The sequence below is a fragment of the Octadecabacter arcticus 238 genome, from assembly GCF_000155735.2.
GTDB classification, from domain to species: Bacteria; Pseudomonadota; Alphaproteobacteria; order Rhodobacterales; family Rhodobacteraceae; genus Octadecabacter; species Octadecabacter arcticus.
This window is the reverse complement of the sequence record NC_020908.1, coordinates 3,030,347-3,047,497: the sequence shown is the minus strand read 5'-3', so window position 1 is coordinate 3,047,497 and position 17,151 is coordinate 3,030,347. Positions and strand designations below refer to the sequence as shown.

The 17,151-nt window shown below is 56.0% G+C and carries 20 protein-coding genes; all 20 read left to right on the top strand.

Features of this window, described 5'->3' with window-relative positions; translation table 11 throughout:
* Positions 1–93: 93 nt before the first annotated feature.
* The 20 genes from OA238_RS15760 to OA238_RS15665 all read left to right on the top strand — a co-directional run bounded on the left by OA238_RS15760 (position 94) and on the right by OA238_RS15665 (position 17,147).
* Positions 94–363, top strand: a complete 270-nt coding sequence (locus OA238_RS15760; RefSeq protein WP_015495941.1) for a hypothetical protein — start codon at positions 94–96, stop codon at positions 361–363.
* Entirely contained in the window at positions 360–653 is a 294-nt protein-coding gene (locus OA238_RS15755) for a hypothetical protein (protein WP_015495940.1), read from the top strand. Before OA238_RS15760 ends, OA238_RS15755 begins: the two co-directional genes overlap by 4 nt.
* On the top strand, positions 646–1,710 hold the full coding sequence (nuoE, locus tag OA238_RS15750; protein WP_015495939.1) for an NADH-quinone oxidoreductase subunit NuoE: 1,065 nt from the start codon (positions 646–648) through the stop codon (positions 1,708–1,710). The genes OA238_RS15755 and nuoE overlap by 8 nt, the downstream gene beginning before the upstream one ends.
* A 170-nt stretch (positions 1,711–1,880) precedes the next feature.
* Positions 1,881–2,639 carry an NADH:quinone oxidoreductase gene (locus OA238_RS35110; protein WP_015495938.1) on the top strand — a complete coding sequence of 253 codons (759 nt, stop codon included), beginning with the start codon at positions 1,881–1,883 and terminating at the stop codon, positions 2,637–2,639.
* Positions 2,640–2,746: 107 nt separating this feature from the next.
* Positions 2,747–2,965 (top strand): DUF5337 family protein, encoded by a 219-nt coding sequence (locus OA238_RS15740; RefSeq protein ID WP_015495937.1) that lies wholly within the window; start codon positions 2,747–2,749, stop codon positions 2,963–2,965.
* A 29-nt stretch (positions 2,966–2,994) separates the two neighbouring features.
* A complete protein-coding gene (gene nuoF, locus OA238_RS15735; RefSeq protein ID WP_015495936.1) occupies positions 2,995–4,278 on the top strand; it encodes an NADH-quinone oxidoreductase subunit NuoF in 1,284 nt (427 codons plus the stop codon).
* Between the two features lie 102 nt (positions 4,279–4,380).
* The gene (locus OA238_RS15730; RefSeq protein ID WP_015495935.1) at positions 4,381–4,653 is read left to right on the top strand and encodes a hypothetical protein; all 273 of its coding nucleotides are present in this window, start codon (positions 4,381–4,383) and stop codon (positions 4,651–4,653) included.
* A complete protein-coding gene (locus OA238_RS15725) occupies positions 4,653–5,105 on the top strand; it encodes a DUF3291 domain-containing protein (RefSeq protein ID WP_015495934.1) in 453 nt (150 codons plus the stop codon). The genes OA238_RS15730 and OA238_RS15725 overlap by 1 nt, the downstream gene beginning before the upstream one ends.
* Positions 5,106–5,285: 180 nt before the next feature.
* Positions 5,286–5,687, top strand: a complete 402-nt coding sequence (locus OA238_RS15720) for a DUF5333 domain-containing protein (RefSeq protein ID WP_015495933.1) — start codon at positions 5,286–5,288, stop codon at positions 5,685–5,687.
* Positions 5,688–5,889: 202 nt separating this feature from the next.
* Positions 5,890–7,953 (top strand): NADH-quinone oxidoreductase subunit NuoG, encoded by a 2,064-nt coding sequence (gene nuoG / locus OA238_RS15715; RefSeq protein WP_015495932.1) that lies wholly within the window; start codon positions 5,890–5,892, stop codon positions 7,951–7,953.
* A gap of 2 nt (positions 7,954–7,955) precedes the next feature.
* Positions 7,956–8,333, top strand: a complete 378-nt coding sequence (locus tag OA238_RS15710) for a hypothetical protein (protein ID WP_015495931.1) — start codon at positions 7,956–7,958, stop codon at positions 8,331–8,333.
* A gap of 25 nt (positions 8,334–8,358) precedes the next feature.
* Complete coding sequence (gene nuoH, locus OA238_RS15705) at positions 8,359–9,399, top strand: NADH-quinone oxidoreductase subunit NuoH (RefSeq protein WP_015495930.1); 1,041 nt, start codon at positions 8,359–8,361, stop codon at positions 9,397–9,399.
* 1 nt (position 9,400) lies between these two features.
* A complete protein-coding gene (gene nuoI, locus OA238_RS15700) occupies positions 9,401–9,895 on the top strand; it encodes an NADH-quinone oxidoreductase subunit NuoI (RefSeq protein WP_015495929.1) in 495 nt (164 codons plus the stop codon).
* Positions 9,892–10,332 carry a carboxymuconolactone decarboxylase family protein gene (locus OA238_RS15695; RefSeq protein ID WP_015495928.1) on the top strand — a complete coding sequence of 147 codons (441 nt, stop codon included), beginning with the start codon at positions 9,892–9,894 and terminating at the stop codon, positions 10,330–10,332. The genes nuoI and OA238_RS15695 overlap by 4 nt, the downstream gene beginning before the upstream one ends.
* Positions 10,329–10,934: an NADH-quinone oxidoreductase subunit J gene (locus OA238_RS15690; protein WP_015495927.1), complete on the top strand. Its 606-nt coding sequence runs from the start codon at positions 10,329–10,331 to the stop codon at positions 10,932–10,934. The genes OA238_RS15695 and OA238_RS15690 overlap by 4 nt, the downstream gene beginning before the upstream one ends.
* A 2-nt stretch (positions 10,935–10,936) precedes the next feature.
* Positions 10,937–11,242, top strand: coding sequence for an NADH-quinone oxidoreductase subunit NuoK (gene nuoK / locus OA238_RS15685; protein ID WP_015495926.1), 306 nt, complete (start codon positions 10,937–10,939; stop codon positions 11,240–11,242).
* A gap of 5 nt (positions 11,243–11,247) precedes the next feature.
* Positions 11,248–13,407: an NADH-quinone oxidoreductase subunit L gene (nuoL, locus tag OA238_RS15680; RefSeq protein ID WP_015495925.1), complete on the top strand. Its 2,160-nt coding sequence runs from the start codon at positions 11,248–11,250 to the stop codon at positions 13,405–13,407.
* A complete protein-coding gene (locus tag OA238_RS15675) occupies positions 13,407–14,948 on the top strand; it encodes an NADH-quinone oxidoreductase subunit M (protein WP_015495924.1) in 1,542 nt (513 codons plus the stop codon). Before nuoL ends, OA238_RS15675 begins: the two co-directional genes overlap by 1 nt.
* A gap of 11 nt (positions 14,949–14,959) precedes the next feature.
* Complete coding sequence (gene nuoN, locus OA238_RS15670; RefSeq protein ID WP_015495923.1) at positions 14,960–16,399, top strand: NADH-quinone oxidoreductase subunit NuoN; 1,440 nt, start codon at positions 14,960–14,962, stop codon at positions 16,397–16,399.
* On the top strand, positions 16,389–17,147 hold the full coding sequence (locus OA238_RS15665; RefSeq protein WP_051076504.1) for a biotin--[acetyl-CoA-carboxylase] ligase: 759 nt from the start codon (positions 16,389–16,391) through the stop codon (positions 17,145–17,147). The genes nuoN and OA238_RS15665 overlap by 11 nt, the downstream gene beginning before the upstream one ends.
* The last annotated feature ends 4 nt before the right edge of the window (positions 17,148–17,151 follow it).

Sequence of the window (17,151 nt, the reverse complement as noted above, 5' to 3'; positions counted from 1 at the left end):
ACTTGTCTTCCTCACCGGATTTGGCACCCATGTGCTGCCAATGGCAGTGTTCGTGGCCTTCACCAGTGCTGCAGTCGGCGGGGGTGTGTCTTGATGCGCACCGCTCTGATCCTAACGCTTCTCGCCGCGCCTGCATTCGCGCAAGACTCCGACGTTGCCGATCCTGCTGACATGGCAGCGATGACCAAAGCCATCGAGGATGCGGGCTGCGTCGTCACGGCTGAAAACGGCGACGCTGTGTTGGCCGCATCGGGTCTGAGCGAGGAAGAGACCTTGCTCGTTATCGCGGCGCTATATGCCGATGGCCTTGTCGGGCTTGAAGCCGACGGATCCATGTCGCTGAACACCGAGGCGTGCGAGTGAAATTCGCAGCCCTCACCCTGATAGGCGTTCTTCTCGCGGGCTGTGACGGCTTTAGCGGGCAGACTTTGCCAGACGGGGTCAGTGCTGCTGACGTCGCCCTTTTTAAAATCGCAGTCACCGATGCGGGCTGCGCAATCGAAACAACCACCGATGCCGTCCCCATCGCGGAGCAAACCGGCTTTGATCGTGACAAGCTGGTGATGATAACTCAATACCTCATGCTTGCTGGCGAAAGTGAACCCACTGCCAACGGCTTCCGACTGACCTCAGGAACTTGTGCCAATGCTTAGACGTCTCCACCTTGACCAACCCGCCAGCTTTGCCTTCACGCCCGACAACCTTGCATGGGCAAATGCGCAGATCACCAAATATCCCGAAGGCCGTCAGGCCAGCGCGATCATTCCGCTGCTGTGGCGTGCGCAGGAACAGGAAGGCTGGCTGACACGCCCCGCCATTGAAAGCGTGGCTGATATGCTCGGCCTCGCGTTTATGCGCGCTTTGGAAGTGGCATCGTTCTATTTCATGTTCCAATTGAAACCCGTCGGCTCAGTCGCGCACATTCAGGTCTGCGGCACCACATCGTGCATGATTTGTGGCGCCGAAGACCTCGTGGCCGTGTGTCAGGACAAGATTGCCAAAAATCCCCATGACGTGTCTGCGGACGGCAAATTTTCATGGGAAGAAGTCGAATGCCTCGGCTCCTGTTCGAACGCGCCCATGGCCCAAATCGGCAAAGATTATTACGAAGACCTGACATCGGCCAAAATGGCTGATCTGATTGATGCATTGGCGCGCGGCGAAGTCCCTTTGCCCGGTCCGCAAAATGGTCGCTACGCCGCTGAACCGCTCAGCGGGCTCACAACGCTGACAGACTACGCCGCCGACAAGAACCCGCACAACGCCTCCGTGCAACTGGCTCGTGACATTGGCGATACGATCAAACGGATTGATGGCACCGAAGTTCCGCTTCTGGCGCCGTGGCAAATGTCCGGCCCTGCTGGTCCGACATCCGGCAACCCACTGCCCGCCCCCGATCAGCCAGCAGCCAAACCTGCTGCGAAAGCACCAACGGCGAAAGCGGCTGCCACGGACGCCCCCGCAGCAGAATCCAAACCGCGCACAATGTCTGCGCCGCGCAAGGCCGGTGCTGACGATTTCAAACGCATCAGCGGTGTTGGCCCGAAACTTGAAACGAGGCTGAATGAAATGGGCTTCTGGCATTACGACCAGATCGCCAAATGGAGCGACGAAGAAGTGGCCTGGGTCGACAGCCGCCTGAAATTCAAAGGTCGCATCCGGCGTGACGATTGGATTGCCCAAGCAGCGGCATTTGCTGGCGAAAACTAAAAACGCGGCCCAAAATCTGTAAATTACCCACATAAAGCCGTCCAAATGCATCGTTTGGACGGCTTTTTCGCGCCTCTCCCCCTTATCAAGTGCAGGCGACGCGGCTAAAGTTTGCGCAATTATCGCGCGGGGTTGGGAAAGTTCGCGTTTAAATCTGGAAGGGTTAAGAAATGAATACATCCTCTAAGTTTACCGGCATCCTCGCCATCGCAGCCTTGTTTGGCATTGTCGCCTTGCTAGTGTCTTATGCAATTTTGAATATTGGCGGCTTTGGGTCCCTTGTGATCGGTGTGATCGTCGCGATCATCACTTGGATCGTGTTGTGGTTGGGTTGGGGCGAAGACGACGCTGATCAATCGACGTCCGCCAGCGGCGCAACCGACACAGCCGCGCTAGGTTCGGGCGCAACCGGGATGAACAAACCAACGTCCAGCGCGGCACCTGCGGCCGCGCTTGCCGCCGCGCCAGTCGCCTTGACTGGCGCATCTGACGCACCCGCTGCTGCCCCACCGGTTGCCAAAGCCGCCAAGCCCGCAGCGACAGCCGCACCGTCCGCGCCGGCCAAACCAGTTGCAAAACCCACTGCGGCCAAGGCAGCCCCTGCGACAGCAAAAGCCGCAAAAACGCCAGCAGCCAAAGCCACGCCAGTCGCCGCAGACGGCAAGCCTGCGACACTGACAGCGGCACGCGAAAGCGGGGCCGATGACCTTAAACTTCTAAAGGGTGTTGGTCCCGCGCTCGAAAAGACCCTTAACGAGTTGGGCTTTTATCACTTTGATCAGGTCGCCGCATGGCGCAAGGCCGAAGTCGAATGGGTCGACAGCCGCCTCAAGTTCAAGGGCCGGATCGTGCGTGACGAATGGATCAAACAGGCGAAAACGCTGGCTAAGGGCGGTGTCACTGAATTCTCTAAACGCTCCAAAAAGTAACGCAACTCTGAAATATTACGACCAAAGGCCCGCCGGATATACCGCGCGGGCCTTTTCTTTTGCGTCCGCCTCTTTTCTTCTGATCGGGCACACGCCACAAACACCCCATGGAAAATCGACCAGATCAAGACACCGCCCGCCTCGGCCGACAAGCCGCCATCGTCATTGCATGCGCTGGATTGCTCAGCATTTTTGCGCCGCAACTGACCCGCGCCCTTGGCGCACCGGCACGGGTTGAAATGCTGTTCTACCTGATCTCGCTTGGTGCGTTCATTTGGTCACTGGTGGTGACATGGAAGCTGTGGCAAAAGACCCGTGATAAATGATGCTTTGCTACTGACGGAAGGGGCCCATGATGCTCGCTGATAAAGACCGCATTTTTACCAACCTTTACGGGATGCATGACCGCACGCTGAAAGGCGCGCAGGCACGTGGCCATTGGGATGGCACAGCTGGCATCATCAAAAAGGGCCGCGCTTGGATTGTTGATCAGATGAAGGCATCTGGCCTGCGTGGTCGCGGTGGTGCGGGTTTCCCGACGGGCCTGAAATGGTCGTTCATGCCGAAAGAATCCGACGGTCGCCCGTCCTACCTTGTGGTCAACGCCGACGAATCCGAACCTGGCACGTGTAAAGACCGCGAAATCATGCGCCATGATCCGCATACATTGATTGAAGGTTGCCTGATCGCGTCCTTCGCAATGAACGCAAACGCCTGCTACATCTACATTCGTGGCGAATACATCCGCGAAAAAGAAGCGCTGCAAGCGGCGATTGACGAATGTTACGACGCTGGCATGGTCGGCAAAAACGCGTGCAAATCCGGTTGGGACTTCGACATCTATCTGCACCACGGGGCAGGGGCTTATATCTGCGGCGAAGAAACCGCATTGCTTGAATCCTTAGAGGGTAAAAAGGGCATGCCACGGATGAAGCCGCCGTTTCCGGCTGGCGCGGGTCTGTATGGCTGCCCAACGACGGTGAACAACGTCGAATCCATCGCGACCGTCCCGACCATTCTGCGTCGTGGGCCTGATTGGTTCGCAGGCTTCGGTCGCCCCAACAACTCCGGCACCAAACTTTATGCGATCAGCGGCCATGTGAACAATCCGTGCGTCGTTGAGGAATCCATGTCGATTCCGTTCGAAGAACTGATCGAAAAGCATTGTGGTGGTGTTCGTGGCGGCTGGGATAATCTCAAGGCCGTGATCCCCGGTGGATCGTCCGTACCCATGGTGCGCGGCGAAAACATGCGCGATGCGATCATGGATTTTGACGGGCTTAAGGAAAAGGGGTCCAGCTTGGGCACCGCCGCCGTCATCGTGATGGACAAAAATACCGACGTGATCAAAGCGATCTGGCGGTTGAGCAAATTTTACAAACACGAATCCTGTGGCCAGTGCACCCCGTGCCGCGAAGGCACAGGCTGGATGATGCGCGTCATGGACCGTCTGGTCAAAGGCGACGCCGACGTGAGCGAAATCGATATGCTGCTGGACGTGACCAAACAGGTCGAAGGCCACACGATCTGCGCGCTTGGCGACGCTGCTGCATGGCCGATCCAAGGCTTGATCAAGAATTTCAGGGGCGAGATCGAAGACCGCATCGCCCACAAACGCGGGCCCGTCGCGGCGGAGTGATGCGCGACAGCGCGCCTCCGCGTTATCGGGCGCGCGCTTATGCAGGTGGACGGGCGTATTAATCTTTCCTAGATTGGCGCGGACACAACGCAGAGCGTGGATATGTTTGATTTTTATGACTTCTTTGGCCCCCACGGGATGGAGGGCAGCAGACGCGTACGCGTCATTGGCGCTATCGTTGGCGCAGCCATCGGCTGGCTCGTCGCTCTAATCGGTGAGGCATCGACATTGGCGACCGTCGGTTATGCAATTGTTGGCGCAGTAGCAGGCGGCGCGTTCTGTGCTATTTTTGCGATCTTAACGCTTGTTGCCGCTGTGATTCTCCTTGTCGTTGTGGGCATTGTGGTCTGGGAATACTTCAAGGTTGCGGGCTGATGCACCTCGCCGAACTCAACATTGGCCGTCTTCTCGCCCCCACGGATGATCTGCGCGTCAAAGAATTCATGGACAACCTTGATCGCATTAATGGCCTTGGAAAACGCATGCCCGGATTCGTCTGGATGTCTGAGGGTGCGACCGAGGGCTCGGGCAAAACCGAAAACGCGATTGGCGACGATCCGCAACTGGTGTTCAACCTCACCGTTTGGGAAGATCTGCCAAGTCTTGAGGCGTTCGTGTACAAAACCATCCATGCCAAATTCATGGACCGCAAAGCCGAATGGTTTGAGGTGCTGGGTGAGCAGCATTTCGTCATGCGGTGGATTGAGGAGGGTCAGTTGCCGACCCGCGAAGACGCGCTCGCGCGCCTCGACGACCTGCGCGAAAACGGACCCAGCGCGCGTGCGTTCGGCTGGGACTGGATTCGCGCCAAATCGCCCAAAACGTAAACAAATACTTACGGCGAAATTTTGTACAAACCATGCACACGGCGGTCAAAGTTTTGTACAAAACCGCTAAAACCCGCCCAAATAGGCGATATCAGAACCGTGCTATTGAATAGCAGCGCCGCCTGTCCGACATCTTATTCAACCGCTGAGACCTCTCGGTTTGTTTTGGAGACCTGTGTCATGACGACCCTAAAAACGACAATCACCGCAGCCGTGTTTGGCTTGACGATGACAGCTACAACCGCGACCGCAAACCCCGCCAATGTGGAACGTGTCACCGAAGGCCTGATCGCGACAGGCATGGCCTATGAACTCGGTGACAAATGCAACGGCGTCAGCGCCCGCCTGTTGCGCGGCCTGAACTTTTTATACGGTTTAAAGTCGCATTTGCGGGACCTTGGCTATTCCAACGCTGAATTCGACACCTTCGTTGATGATCGTGCCGAGAAAGACAGACTTGAGGCGATTGCCCGCGCACGCCTTGAAACATTGGGCGTTCGCACTGATGATGCGGCGACCTATTGCGCGGTTGCACGGTCCCAAATCGCGCAAGACACACAAGTGGGACGCCTGCTGCGCTAGGCAAGGCATTCCCTAATTCTTGAGGTGTGGGTGGGGGTTACCACCTCAGCCCGCGTCGTTTTGTGCATAGATTTGCAGTGCCTTTTCGTAGGTTTCGGGCTGGCAAACCGCCTCGTGTCGCGGTAGAACGCAGACGAATAGGCGGTCCTGTGCTTTGGGTCCGCTAGGTGGATAAGCCATACGGGAACAGGGAACACGCCCCATGTCTGATGCGAACCCCGATCTGCGCAAGATCATCATTGACGGCCGCGAAGTCGAAGTGTCGGGCGCTATGACGCTCATACAGGCGTGCGAAGAAGCCGGCATTGAAATCCCGCGGTTCTGTTATCACGAACGTCTGAGCATCGCCGGCAATTGCCGCATGTGTCTGGTCGAAGTCGTAGGTGGCCCGCCGAAACCTGCCGCCTCATGTGCGATGCAGGTCAAGGATTTGCGCCCCGGTCCCGAAGGCCAACCGCCTGTTGTTAAAACAAATTCTCCGATGGTGAAGAAAGCACGCGAAGGCGTGATGGAATTTTTGCTGATCAATCACCCGTTGGATTGCCCGATTTGCGACCAAGGTGGTGAGTGTGATTTGCAAGACCAAGCGATGGCCTACGGTGTCGATTTTTCGCGCTACCGCGAAGCCAAACGCGCGTCTGATCACCTTGATCTTGGCCCGCTGGTCGAAACTCATATGACGCGCTGCATTTCATGTACGCGCTGCGTGCGCTTCACCACCGAGGTCGCAGGAATTTCGCAGATGGGCCAAACTGGCCGCGGCGAAGATTCGGAAATTACCAGCTATCTGGGTGAAACGCTGGACAGTAATATGCAGGGCAACATCATTGACTTGTGCCCCGTTGGCGCATTGGTGTCCAAGCCCTACGCGTTCACCGCCCGCCCTTGGGAATTGACCAAGACCGAAAGCATTGATGTGATGGACGCCCTTGGCGCCAACATCCGTGTTGACACGAAGGGTCGCGAAGTCATGCGTCTTTTGCCGCGCAACCATGACGGCGTGAACGAAGAATGGATTTCCGACAAGACACGTTTCGTCTGGGACGGTCTGCGTCGCCAGCGTTTGGACACCCCCTATATTCGTGAGAATGGCAAGCTGCGCAAAGCGGGCTGGGACGAAGCACTCAAGGCTGTGGCCGCTGCTATGGCTGGCAAAAAGGTTGCAGGATTGGTTGGCGATTTGGCCAGCACCGAGGCTGCATTTTCTCTGAAGCAATTGATCGAAGGGCAGGGCGGTGTTGTTGAATGCCGTGTTGATAATGCCAAACTGCCGAGGAAGAATCGCTCAGGTTATGTAGGCAATGCCGCGATTGAAGATATCGACAGCGCAGAGATGATCCTGCTGATCGGCACTAATCCGGCGATTGAATCGCCGGTGTTGAACGCCCGTATCCGCAAGGCTTGGCTGAATGGTGCGAAGGTTGCGGTTGTCGGCGAAGCAATTGATTTGTCATACGATTACACCCACATCGGTACGGATCGTGACGCGCTGGCGCAGCTGGCCGAGATGGATCATTCTGACAATGAAGGCGTTGCTGGACTGATGATCGTCGGCATGGGCGCGCTGACCGAAGCAGACGGATCTGCCGTCTTGGGCACTGCAATGCAGATGGCCGAGGCCGGATCGTCCAAGGTGCTGGTCCTGCACACCGCTGCTGGTCGCGTTGGTGCTATGGATGTGGATGCAACCAATGCGGACGGCATGAAGGCGATTGAAGCTGCTGACGTCATCTACAACATGGGCGCTGACGAGATCGACATCGCCCCGCGCTCAAGTATCGAAGTGGTAGCGCATGAAAAAGATGGCCCGTTCGTGATCTACCAAGGCAGCCACGGTGATCGTGGGGCACACCGTGCCGACATCATTCTGCCGGGCGCTGCTTATACCGAAGAAAATGCGCTGTTTGTGAACACCGAAGGTCGCCCACAATTGGCGATGCGGGCAAGCTTTGCCCCTGGTGAAGCCAAGGAAAATTGGGCTATTCTGCGGGCGTTGTCCGCCGAAATGGGTGCCAAGCAGAACTGGGACAGCCTTGCAGGTCTACGCCAAGCAATGGTGGCCGAGCATCCGCATCTGGCTGATATTGATGTCGTTGCGCAAAATGACTGGAAGGCCGTTAAGGCGGGCAAGCTCGGTAAGGCGACGTTCAAAACCGCCGTCACCGATTTTTACCTGACCAATCCGATTGCGCGGGCGTCTGAATTGATGGCTGAACTTAGCGGCAATGCCAAAAAGCGGGCGAAAGCGCCCATCGCGGCAGAGTAGATATGCGCCTCGCGATCATAGCATTCGCAGCGCTTGCCGCATGTGGAACCACCGCGAGCGATCCGACGGGTGCGATCCGTTATGACGGGATCGAAACCCGCCTACTGGACGGTGATCTGGTTAATTTCCATGTGAAAGTGGCGAACGCAACCGCTGCGCAGGATGTTACGGATTACGCGGAGTGTGCTGCGGCGCAGTATGCATTGATCAGGGGCTATGGGTTCGCGCGAAATGTGCGCACCCTCGTGGACGAAGAAGGTGGTATTTGGGCAGGGGATGCGGTTTATACCATCTCGTCGGCTTTGCCACGTGGACTAAGAACGATAGGCGCGGAAGTGACGGTTGCCGAATGTGCGCGCCGATCTATCCCAACGGTCTGAGGGCCAAGGGGTTAAGGGAGTGAATATGGTCGAATTTTTCACCAACACCAATCTTGGGATCATCCTGTTGATCCTCGGGCAATGTCTGTTGATCCTAGTGCCGCTTTTGGTGGCCTTGGCGTTCCTGATGTACGCCGACCGCAAAGTCTGGGCCGCCGTACAGATGCGCAAAGGCCCGAACGTAGTTGGTGTGTTTGGCCTACTTCAATCGTTTGCGGATTTCATCAAGTATATCGTCAAAGAGGTCGTCGTGCCTGCGGGCGCTGACAAGGCGGTGTTTTTCTTGGCGCCAATGATTTCGTTTTCACTGGCCGTTGTTGCGTGGTCGGTTATTCCGTTCAACGACGGCTGGGTGTTGGCTGATATCAACGTCGCGGTTTTGTTTATTTTCGCTGTATCATCGCTTGAGGTTTACGGCGTGATTATGGGCGGCTGGGCCAGCAACTCAAAGTACCCGTTCTTGGGGTCGCTGCGATCTGCAGCGCAGATGATTTCTTACGAAGTGTCGCTTGGGTTGATCATCATTGGTGTGATCATCACGACCGGATCGCTAAACTTTGGCGATATCGTTGCTGCGCAAAGTGGCGACTTGGGCCTGCTGAACTGGTACTTTATCCCGCATTTCCCGATGATGATCTTGTTCTTTATCAGCGCTCTGGCGGAAACCAACCGCCCACCGTTCGATCTGCCAGAAGCAGAATCCGAACTGGTTGCGGGCTATCAGGTTGAATATTCATCCACGCCTTTCTTGTTGTTCATGATCGGTGAATTGTTGGCCGTCGTGCTGATGTGCGCCCTGGTGTCGCTGATGTTCCTTGGTGGTTGGTTGTCACCTTTGCCGTTCCTGCCAGACGGAATTGGCTGGCTGATCCTGAAGATGGCATTGGTGTTCTTCCTCTTCGCCATGGTGAAGGCGATTACGCCACGCTACCGCTATGACCAATTGATGCGCGTTGGTTGGAAAGTCTTCCTGCCACTGTCGTTGTTCTGGGTCGTGTTGGTGGCATTCCTTGCAAAATTTGAAGTGCTCGGCGGCTTTTGGGCCCGCTGGGCGGTGGGAGGCTGAAATGACTGAAATCGATTACACCCGCGCTGCGAAGTACTTTCTGTTGGCTGATTTTGCCAAGGGTTTCCGCCTTGGGTTCAAATACTTCTTCGCGCCAAAGGCGACGCTGAACTATCCCCATGAAAAGGGCCCGCTGAGCCCGCGTTTTCGCGGCGAACATGCATTACGCCGCTATCCAAATGGCGAAGAACGTTGCATTGCCTGTAAATTGTGTGAGGCGGTGTGCCCCGCGCAAGCGATCACCATCGATGCCGAACCACGCGATGACGGGTCGCGCCGCACGACGCGTTATGACATCGACATGACCAAATGCATCTACTGCGGTTTCTGCCAAGAAGCCTGTCCGGTGGACGCAATTGTGGAAGGCCCTAATTTTGAATTCTCCACGGAAACCCGTGAAGAATTGTATTACGACAAAGAAAAACTGCTTGATAACGGCGACCGGTGGGAAGCCGAAATCGCCCGCAATCTTGAAATGGATGCACCGTACCGATGAGCGATCAAAACAACCCCTTTGATGCATGGATGAAGGCCGGTCAGGACTGGGCAAAGGGCGTGAGCCCTGAATTTGCCGATGTCATGAAAGAGTCCATGAAGGGGGTCGAAGACCTGTTTCCGACGATGTCCAAGGAATTGCTGGAACAGTTTTTGGGCAAAGGCGCCAACCCTGATGCGCTGGACGCCAAGACCAAACTGTTGTTGACACTGCAGGGCCTGACTATTCAGGGCGGCCTTGCACAAGGGATGATGGCTGAACCGCAGATCAGATTGACGGTGCGCCATGCGTTAGAAGCAGGCGCGACCCACAAAGAAGTGAGCGAAACAATCGCGATGGCTGGCATGTTTGGCGGCGCACCGGCGATGACCAAAGCGATGGAATTGGCTAAGGCCGTTTTCGACAAAGACGTCGCAAAGAAGGAAAAAGACACATGACCCCAGTAGTGATTGCCTTTTACGCCTTCGCGGTGACGACGATTGGCGGCGGACTGATGACTGTTCTGGCGCGCAACCCTGTGCATTCGGTGCTGTGGCTGATCCTTGCATTCCTGTCGTCGGCAGGCCTGTTTGTGCTGCTCGGTGCGGAATTTGTCGCGATGCTGTTGATCATCGTCTATGTCGGCGCGGTCGCTGTGTTGTTCTTGTTCGTTGTAATGATGCTTGACGTGGATTTCGCCGAACTCAAGGCTGAAATGGCCCGCTACATGCCGCTCGCCCTGCTGATCGGCGTTGTTTTGTTGATGCAACTGGCGCTGGCATTCGGCGTTTGGGACTATTCGGACGGGTTTGAAACCCGCCTCGTGCAACCGATCATGGACGTTGAAAACACCAAACAGCTTGGCTTGGTGCTCTATGATGATTATTTCCTGATCTTCCAGCTTTCGGGTCTGATCCTGTTGGTCGCGATGATCGGGGCGATCGTGCTTACTCTGCGCCACCGCACGGATGTCAAACGCCAGAACGTCATGGTGCAGATGTCACGCGATCCTGCGAAACAGATGGAACTCAAAGACGTCAAACCGGGGCAGGGACTGTAATTATGATCGGACTTGAACATTATCTAACGGTCGCGGCCGCCCTCTTTGTTATCGGCATTTTCGGGCTGTTCCTGAACCGCAAGAACGTGATCATTCTGTTGATGAGCATCGAGTTGATGCTGCTGGCGGTGAACATCAACTTCGTGGCTTTTTCCAGTTATCTTGGCGACCTCGCGGGGCAGGTGTTTACACTGTTCGTGCTGACGGTTGCTGCGGCAGAAGCCGCCATCGGTCTTGCGATTCTAGTATGTTTCTTCCGCAACCGCGGGACGATTGACGTCGAAGACGTCAACGTCATGAAAGGCTAAGACCCATGGAAACCATCATTCTTTTCGCCCCGCTGGTCGGTGCCATTGTCGCCGGCTTTGGCTGGAAAATAATCGGTGAGGCGGCGGCCCAGTGGCTGACCACCGGCCTGTTGTTCCTCGCGGCGTTCCTGAGCTGGATAATCCTGCTGACGTTCGACGCCACTGCCCATGAAAATGGTTATTACACGATCGAACTGATGCGCTGGATTCAATCGGGCACGCTAGACGCGTCGTGGGGCATCCGCATGGACCGCCTGACGGCGATCATGCTTGTGGTGATCAATACGGTTTCGGCCTTGGTTCACCTGTATTCGTTCGGCTACATGGCGCACGACGAAAACTTCGGCGAAGGCGTGGCGTATAAGGCGCGTTTCTTTGCTTATCTGTCGTTCTTTACCTTCGCGATGTTGATGCTGGTCACAGCCAACAACCTTGTGCAGATGTTCTTTGGGTGGGAAGGCGTTGGCGTCGCATCCTATCTGTTGATTGGCTTTTACTATAAAAAACCATCCGCCAATGCCGCCGCGATCAAGGCGTTTGTGGTGAACCGTGTGGGCGATTTTGGCTTTGCACTGGGCATATTCGCGATCTTCTACCTGACCGGATCGATCAACTTTGATGTGATCTTTGCCGAGGCCCCAGCGCTGGCCGAAACCACGCTGACCTTCTTGTGGCGCGATTGGAACGCCGCAGAAGTGATCGCTGTGCTGTTGTTCATCGGCGCCATGGGTAAATCTGCGCAATTGTTCCTGCACACGTGGCTTCCGGATGCTATGGAAGGCCCGACCCCAGTGTCGGCCCTAATCCACGCCGCGACCATGGTGACGGCGGGTGTTTTCCTTGTCTGTCGCATGTCGCCAATTATGGAATTCGCCCCGTCTGCCACCACGTTCATCGTCTATATTGGCGCGTCCACGGCGTTTGTGGCGGCGACAATCGGTCTGGTGCAAAACGACATCAAACGCGTCATCGCCTATTCAACGATGTCGCAATTGGGCTACATGTTTGTGGCCGCGGGCCTTGGTGTCTATTCCGTGGCGATGTTCCACCTGCTGACACATGCGTTCTTTAAGGCGATGTTGTTCCTTGGTGCGGGGTCGGTGATCCACGGGATGCACCACGAACAAGACATGCGAAACTACGGCGGTTTGCGCCACAAACTTCCATGGACCTTCCGCGCGATGATGATCGGTACGCTGGCGATCACAGGATTTGGTATTCCATTGCTGGATATCGGGTTCCCCGTTGGTTTTGCGGGCTTCGTGTCCAAGGATGCGATCATTGAATCGGCTTATGCCGCTGGCGGAGGCTATGCATTCTGGATGCTGGTCGTGGCAGCGCTGTTCACCAGTTTCTACAGCTGGCGTCTGATGTTCCTGACGTTCTATGGCAAACCGCGCGGCGACAAGCATACGCACGAACATGCGCATGAATCGCCCAACGTGATGCTCGCGCCGCTGGCGATCCTGGCGATTGGTGCGGTCTGTGCCGGCATGTTGTTCTACAAGCCATTCTTTGGAAATGCGAAATATGTCGGCCAATATTTTGGTGTGGCGTACGCGGAACAGGACGCGCACGGCGATGAGGGCGACGTTGATCATGCCGTTGAGGCTGTCGAAAACCACGGTGACGAAACCACCAATGATGAGGCAAACGGCTATGACGCAGCCGAAGGCCAAGCAGAGGGTCACTACGCCTTTGTGGGTGAGCCCGGTCAGGGCGCGATCTATGTGTCGCCTGACAATACCACTCTTGATGATGCGCATTCCGTCCCGATCTGGGTCAAGCTGTCACCGTTTATCGCGATGGTTCTCGGATTTGCCACGGCGTGGTTGTTTTATATCCGCAGTCCACATTTGCCGCGTCAGCTGGCGAAGCAGCAGGCGCCACTCTACAACTTCCTGCTCAACAAATGGTATTTTGATGAACTCTACGCGGCTATCTTCATCAAACCCGCTATGTGGCTGGGCAGGTTCCTGTGGAAGCGCGGCGATGGCAATGTCATCGACGGCGGCTTGAACGGAATCGCACTCGGGATCATTCCGATGCTGACCCGCCTCGCGGGGCGCGCGCAGTCCGGTTATGTCTTTACCTACGCGTTTGCCATGGTAATCGGCCTTGCGGTGATCCTCACCTACTTCACGATCACGGGGAACTATGAATAATGGATAACCTGCTTTCCATCACCACGTTCATCCCCGCGATTGCCGCTGGTATCCTTGCGCTGTTCTTGCGCGGCGATGATGAGGCAGCACAGCGCAATGCCAAATGGCTGGCTATGGCCGCCACCGCGATGACATTCCTTGTGTCACTGTTCATTCTGATCGGGTTTAACCCGCAGGATACAGGGTTCCAGTTCGTCGAAGAACGCACATGGATCATGGGGCTAAACTACAAAATGGGTGTTGACGGGATTTCGATCCTGTTTGTGATGCTCACCACGTTCCTGATGCCAATCGTGATCGCGTCATGTTGGTCGGTTAACACCCGTGTCAAAGAATACATGATCGCGTTTTTGCTGTTGGAAACGCTGATGCTCGGTGTGTTCATGGCGCTGGACCTTGTTTTGTTCTACCTGTTCTTTGAGGCAGGATTGATCCCGATGTTCCTGATTATCGGCATCTGGGGCGGAGCGAACCGCATTTATGCGTCGTTCAAATTTTTCCTTTATACCTTCCTCGGCTCGGTGCTGATGCTGGTGGCTATGGTCGGCATGTATTCGGCGGCTGGCACGACAGATATTCCATCCTTGATGGGCTTTCCGTTTGGCACCGATGACTTCGCGATCCTTGGTATACAGATCGTCGGCGGCATGCAGACGCTGCTATGGCTGGCGTTCTTTGCATCCTTCGCTGTGAAAATGCCGATGTGGCCTTTCCACACATGGCTGCCGGACGCGCACGTTCAGGCCCCGACGGCGGGTTCTGTGGTGCTGGCGTCGATCCTGTTGAAGATGGGCGGCTACGGCTTCTTGCGCTTCTCGCTGCCGATGTTCCCTGTGGGTTCTGATGTTATGGCGCCGCTGGTGCTTTGGATGTCTGCGATAGCGATCGTCTACACCTCCCTTGTGGCGCTGGTGCAAGAGGACATGAAGAAATTGATCGCTTATTCATCCGTCGCCCACATGGGGTTCGTGACCATGGGCATCTTTACGTTTAACCAGCAGGGTCTGGACGGCGCGATCTTCCAGATGATTTCACACGGCTTTATCGCCGGCGCCTTGTTCCTGTGCGTTGGAGTGATCTATGATCGCATGCACACCCGCGACATTGATGCCTACGGTGGTCTTGTGAACCGCATGCCCGCCTACGCGATGATCTTTATGTTCTTCACGATGGCAAACGTGGGCCTTCCGGGTACATCTGGTTTCGTTGGTGAATTCCTGACGCTTGTTGGCGTGTTCCAAGTCAACACGTGGGTCGCAGCGGTGGCCACGTCCGGTGTGATCTTGTCGGCGGCCTATGCGCTGTGGCTGTATCGCCGCGTCGTCATGGGGGACCTGATCAAGGAAAGCCTGAAAACCATCACCGACATGACGACTCGTGAGCGTTGGATTTTTACACCGCTGGTTATCATGACCCTGCTTTTGGGCATCTATCCCGCCCTTGTTACCGATATTATTGGGCCGTCGGTCACCGCATTGGTTGTCCAAGTTGAAACTGCTCAGGCGGCATATGACGCCGCCACGCAAATGGCCCAGAACTAAGGAAACGACAGATGCTGTCCCAAGATCTGAACACCATCATGCCGGAAATCATCCTGTCGCTGTTTGCGATGGGCGCACTTCTCGCGGCGGTTTACACGGTGAAAGACAAAGCTGCGCCGCTGCTGGTCTGGATCACGTCCGGCCTGTTTGTGGCACTTGCGTTCTGGATCGCCACCACGGGCGAGGGGACAACAACTGCGTTCTCTGGCATGTTCGTCGATGACGCATTCTCACGCTTTGCCAAGGTCGCCATTCTTCTGGCCGCTGCCGCCGTTTTGGTGATGAGCCAGGATTACATGGCCAAACGTGATTTGTTGCGGTTCGAATACCCGATCTTGATTGCGCTGTCTGTTGTGGGCATGATGATGATGGTCTCTGCGGGCGATTTGATGTCGCTTTATATGGGGTTGGAACTGCAATCACTGGCTTTGTACGTGGTCGCGTCCTTGCGTCGTGACAGCATCAAATCCACCGAGGCTGGTTTGAAGTATTTCGTGCTGGGCGCATTGTCATCGGGTCTTTTGCTGTACGGCGCATCGTTGACCTACGGTTTTTCAGGCACGACGTCATTTTCGGGAATTATTGAGGCGACGGACGGCGGCGTGTCCCTCGGCCTGCTGTTCGGCCTTGTGTTCATGACCACCGGTTTCGCGTTCAAAGTGTCCGCCGCGCCGTTTCATATGTGGACGCCAGATGTATATGAAGGATCGCCAACACCAGTCACCGCATTTTTTGCGACCGCCCCCAAAATTGCTGCGATGGCATTGTTCGCGCGGGTGATGCACGATGCATTTGGTCGATCCGTTGATGACTGGCAGCAGATCGTCGCGTTCCTGTCGGTTCTTTCCATGTTCATCGGTGGCATTGCAGCCATCGGACAGACAGACATCAAACGCCTGATGGCCTATTCATCGATTGCACACATGGGCTTTGCGCTGATGGGTCTTGCGGCGGGGACGGCGTTTGGCGTGCAGGCGATGCTGGTCTACCTCGCCATCTATGTGGCGATGAACATCGGCACCTTCGCGTTCATCCTGTCGATGGAAAAGGACGGCATGCCCGTTACCAACATTGCGTCCTTGCAGATGTATTCCAAACGCGAGCCGCTCAAGGCGCTGGCGATGCTGATTTTGCTGTTCTCGCTGGCCGGTGTGCCGCCGATGCTTGGCTTCTTCGGTAAGTTCTACGTCCTGAAGGCGGCTTATGACGCGGGCCTTGGATGGCTTGCTGTCGCAGGCGTCGTGGCGTCTGTCATTGGTGCGTTCTATTATCTGCGGATCGTGTTCTTCATGTACTTCGGGTCCCAACAAGAGGTCCAGTTGGACCGCAATGGATCGCCTGTTTTGTGGGGGTTCTTGGTGGCATCTGCTGCCGTTATGATCCTTGGTGTGGTGAACTTGTTTGGAATTGAACCGCTTGCCGAAGCCGCGTCGTTGGCTCTTGTCAATTAAGACTGCTGATTGGCCGGCTGGAGTCGGCTACTTTTCGTTTGACGAAGTCTCGTCGACACTTGATGTCGCCCGTGAACAAGCGGGCCAGCACCCGACTGCCACGTGGTTTACCGCGACATGCCAAACGGCGTCACGCGGGCGGCGGGGCAGACCATGGGTGGCCCCTGTGGGCAATTTTTACGGAACACTTTCGCTTCCCTGCAACGATCCTGAGACGGCGTCGCTGCGCAGTTTTGTGGCGGTTCTAGCCGTAGACGATGCATTGCGCGCGGTCATGGGGGATGGTCCGAAACTGGCGCTGAAATGGCCCAACGACGTGTTGCTGAATGGTGGCAAGGTTGCGGGCATCTTGCTAGAAAGCCTTGTGGTGAAGGGCCAGATGTGGGGCGTGGCCGTTGGAATTGGCGTGAACCTGATTGCGGCCCCTGACATGACCCAAGTTGAGGACGGCGCGGTCTATCCGGTGTCCGTAAAGGTTGAGTCTGGTGTCGACGTTACACCCGACGGGTTCTTGAAACACCTTGCACCGGCGTTTGCACAGTGGGATCGCCAATTGACCACATACGGCTTTGCCCCTATCCGCACTGCATGGTTGGCACGTGCCGCACGGCTTGGTGAAACGATTACCGCGCGTCTTCCAAACGAAAATGTAACCGGGCGCTTTGATACTGTCGACGAAAATGGCTATCTGGTGCTGAACACAGCTAAGGGACCGCGCAACATCGCGGCGGCGGATGTGTTTTTCTAGGAAG

Bases quoted from the DNA above. Each gene is read 5' to 3' on its own strand.
- OA238_RS15740 (WP_015495937.1), top strand. From the start codon at position 2,747: ATGGAAAATCGACCAGATCAAGACACCGCCCGCCTCGGCCGACAAGCC.
- nuoG (WP_015495932.1), top strand. From the start codon at position 5,890: ATGTCTGATGCGAACCCCGATCTGCGCAAGATCATCATTGACGGCCGC.
- OA238_RS15720 (WP_015495933.1), top strand. From the start codon at position 5,286: ATGACGACCCTAAAAACGACAATCACCGCAGCCGTGTTTGGCTTGACG.
- nuoI (WP_015495929.1), top strand. From the start codon at position 9,401: ATGACTGAAATCGATTACACCCGCGCTGCGAAGTACTTTCTGTTGGCT.
- OA238_RS15695 (WP_015495928.1), top strand. From the start codon at position 9,892: ATGAGCGATCAAAACAACCCCTTTGATGCATGGATGAAGGCCGGTCAG.
- OA238_RS15760 (WP_015495941.1), top strand. From the start codon at position 94: ATGCGCACCGCTCTGATCCTAACGCTTCTCGCCGCGCCTGCATTCGCG.
- nuoE (WP_015495939.1), top strand. From the start codon at position 646: ATGCTTAGACGTCTCCACCTTGACCAACCCGCCAGCTTTGCCTTCACG.
- OA238_RS15730 (WP_015495935.1), top strand. From the start codon at position 4,381: ATGTTTGATTTTTATGACTTCTTTGGCCCCCACGGGATGGAGGGCAGC.
- OA238_RS35110 (WP_015495938.1), top strand. From the start codon at position 1,881: ATGAATACATCCTCTAAGTTTACCGGCATCCTCGCCATCGCAGCCTTG.
- OA238_RS15725 (WP_015495934.1), top strand. From the start codon at position 4,653: ATGCACCTCGCCGAACTCAACATTGGCCGTCTTCTCGCCCCCACGGAT.
- nuoF (WP_015495936.1), top strand. From the start codon at position 2,995: ATGCTCGCTGATAAAGACCGCATTTTTACCAACCTTTACGGGATGCAT.
- nuoH (WP_015495930.1), top strand. From the start codon at position 8,359: ATGGTCGAATTTTTCACCAACACCAATCTTGGGATCATCCTGTTGATC.
- OA238_RS15710 (WP_015495931.1), top strand. From the start codon at position 7,956: ATGCGCCTCGCGATCATAGCATTCGCAGCGCTTGCCGCATGTGGAACC.
- OA238_RS15675 (WP_015495924.1), top strand. From the start codon at position 13,407: ATGGATAACCTGCTTTCCATCACCACGTTCATCCCCGCGATTGCCGCT.
- OA238_RS15690 (WP_015495927.1), top strand. From the start codon at position 10,329: ATGACCCCAGTAGTGATTGCCTTTTACGCCTTCGCGGTGACGACGATT.
- nuoN (WP_015495923.1), top strand. From the start codon at position 14,960: ATGCTGTCCCAAGATCTGAACACCATCATGCCGGAAATCATCCTGTCG.
- nuoK (WP_015495926.1), top strand. From the start codon at position 10,937: ATGATCGGACTTGAACATTATCTAACGGTCGCGGCCGCCCTCTTTGTT.
- nuoL (WP_015495925.1), top strand. From the start codon at position 11,248: ATGGAAACCATCATTCTTTTCGCCCCGCTGGTCGGTGCCATTGTCGCC.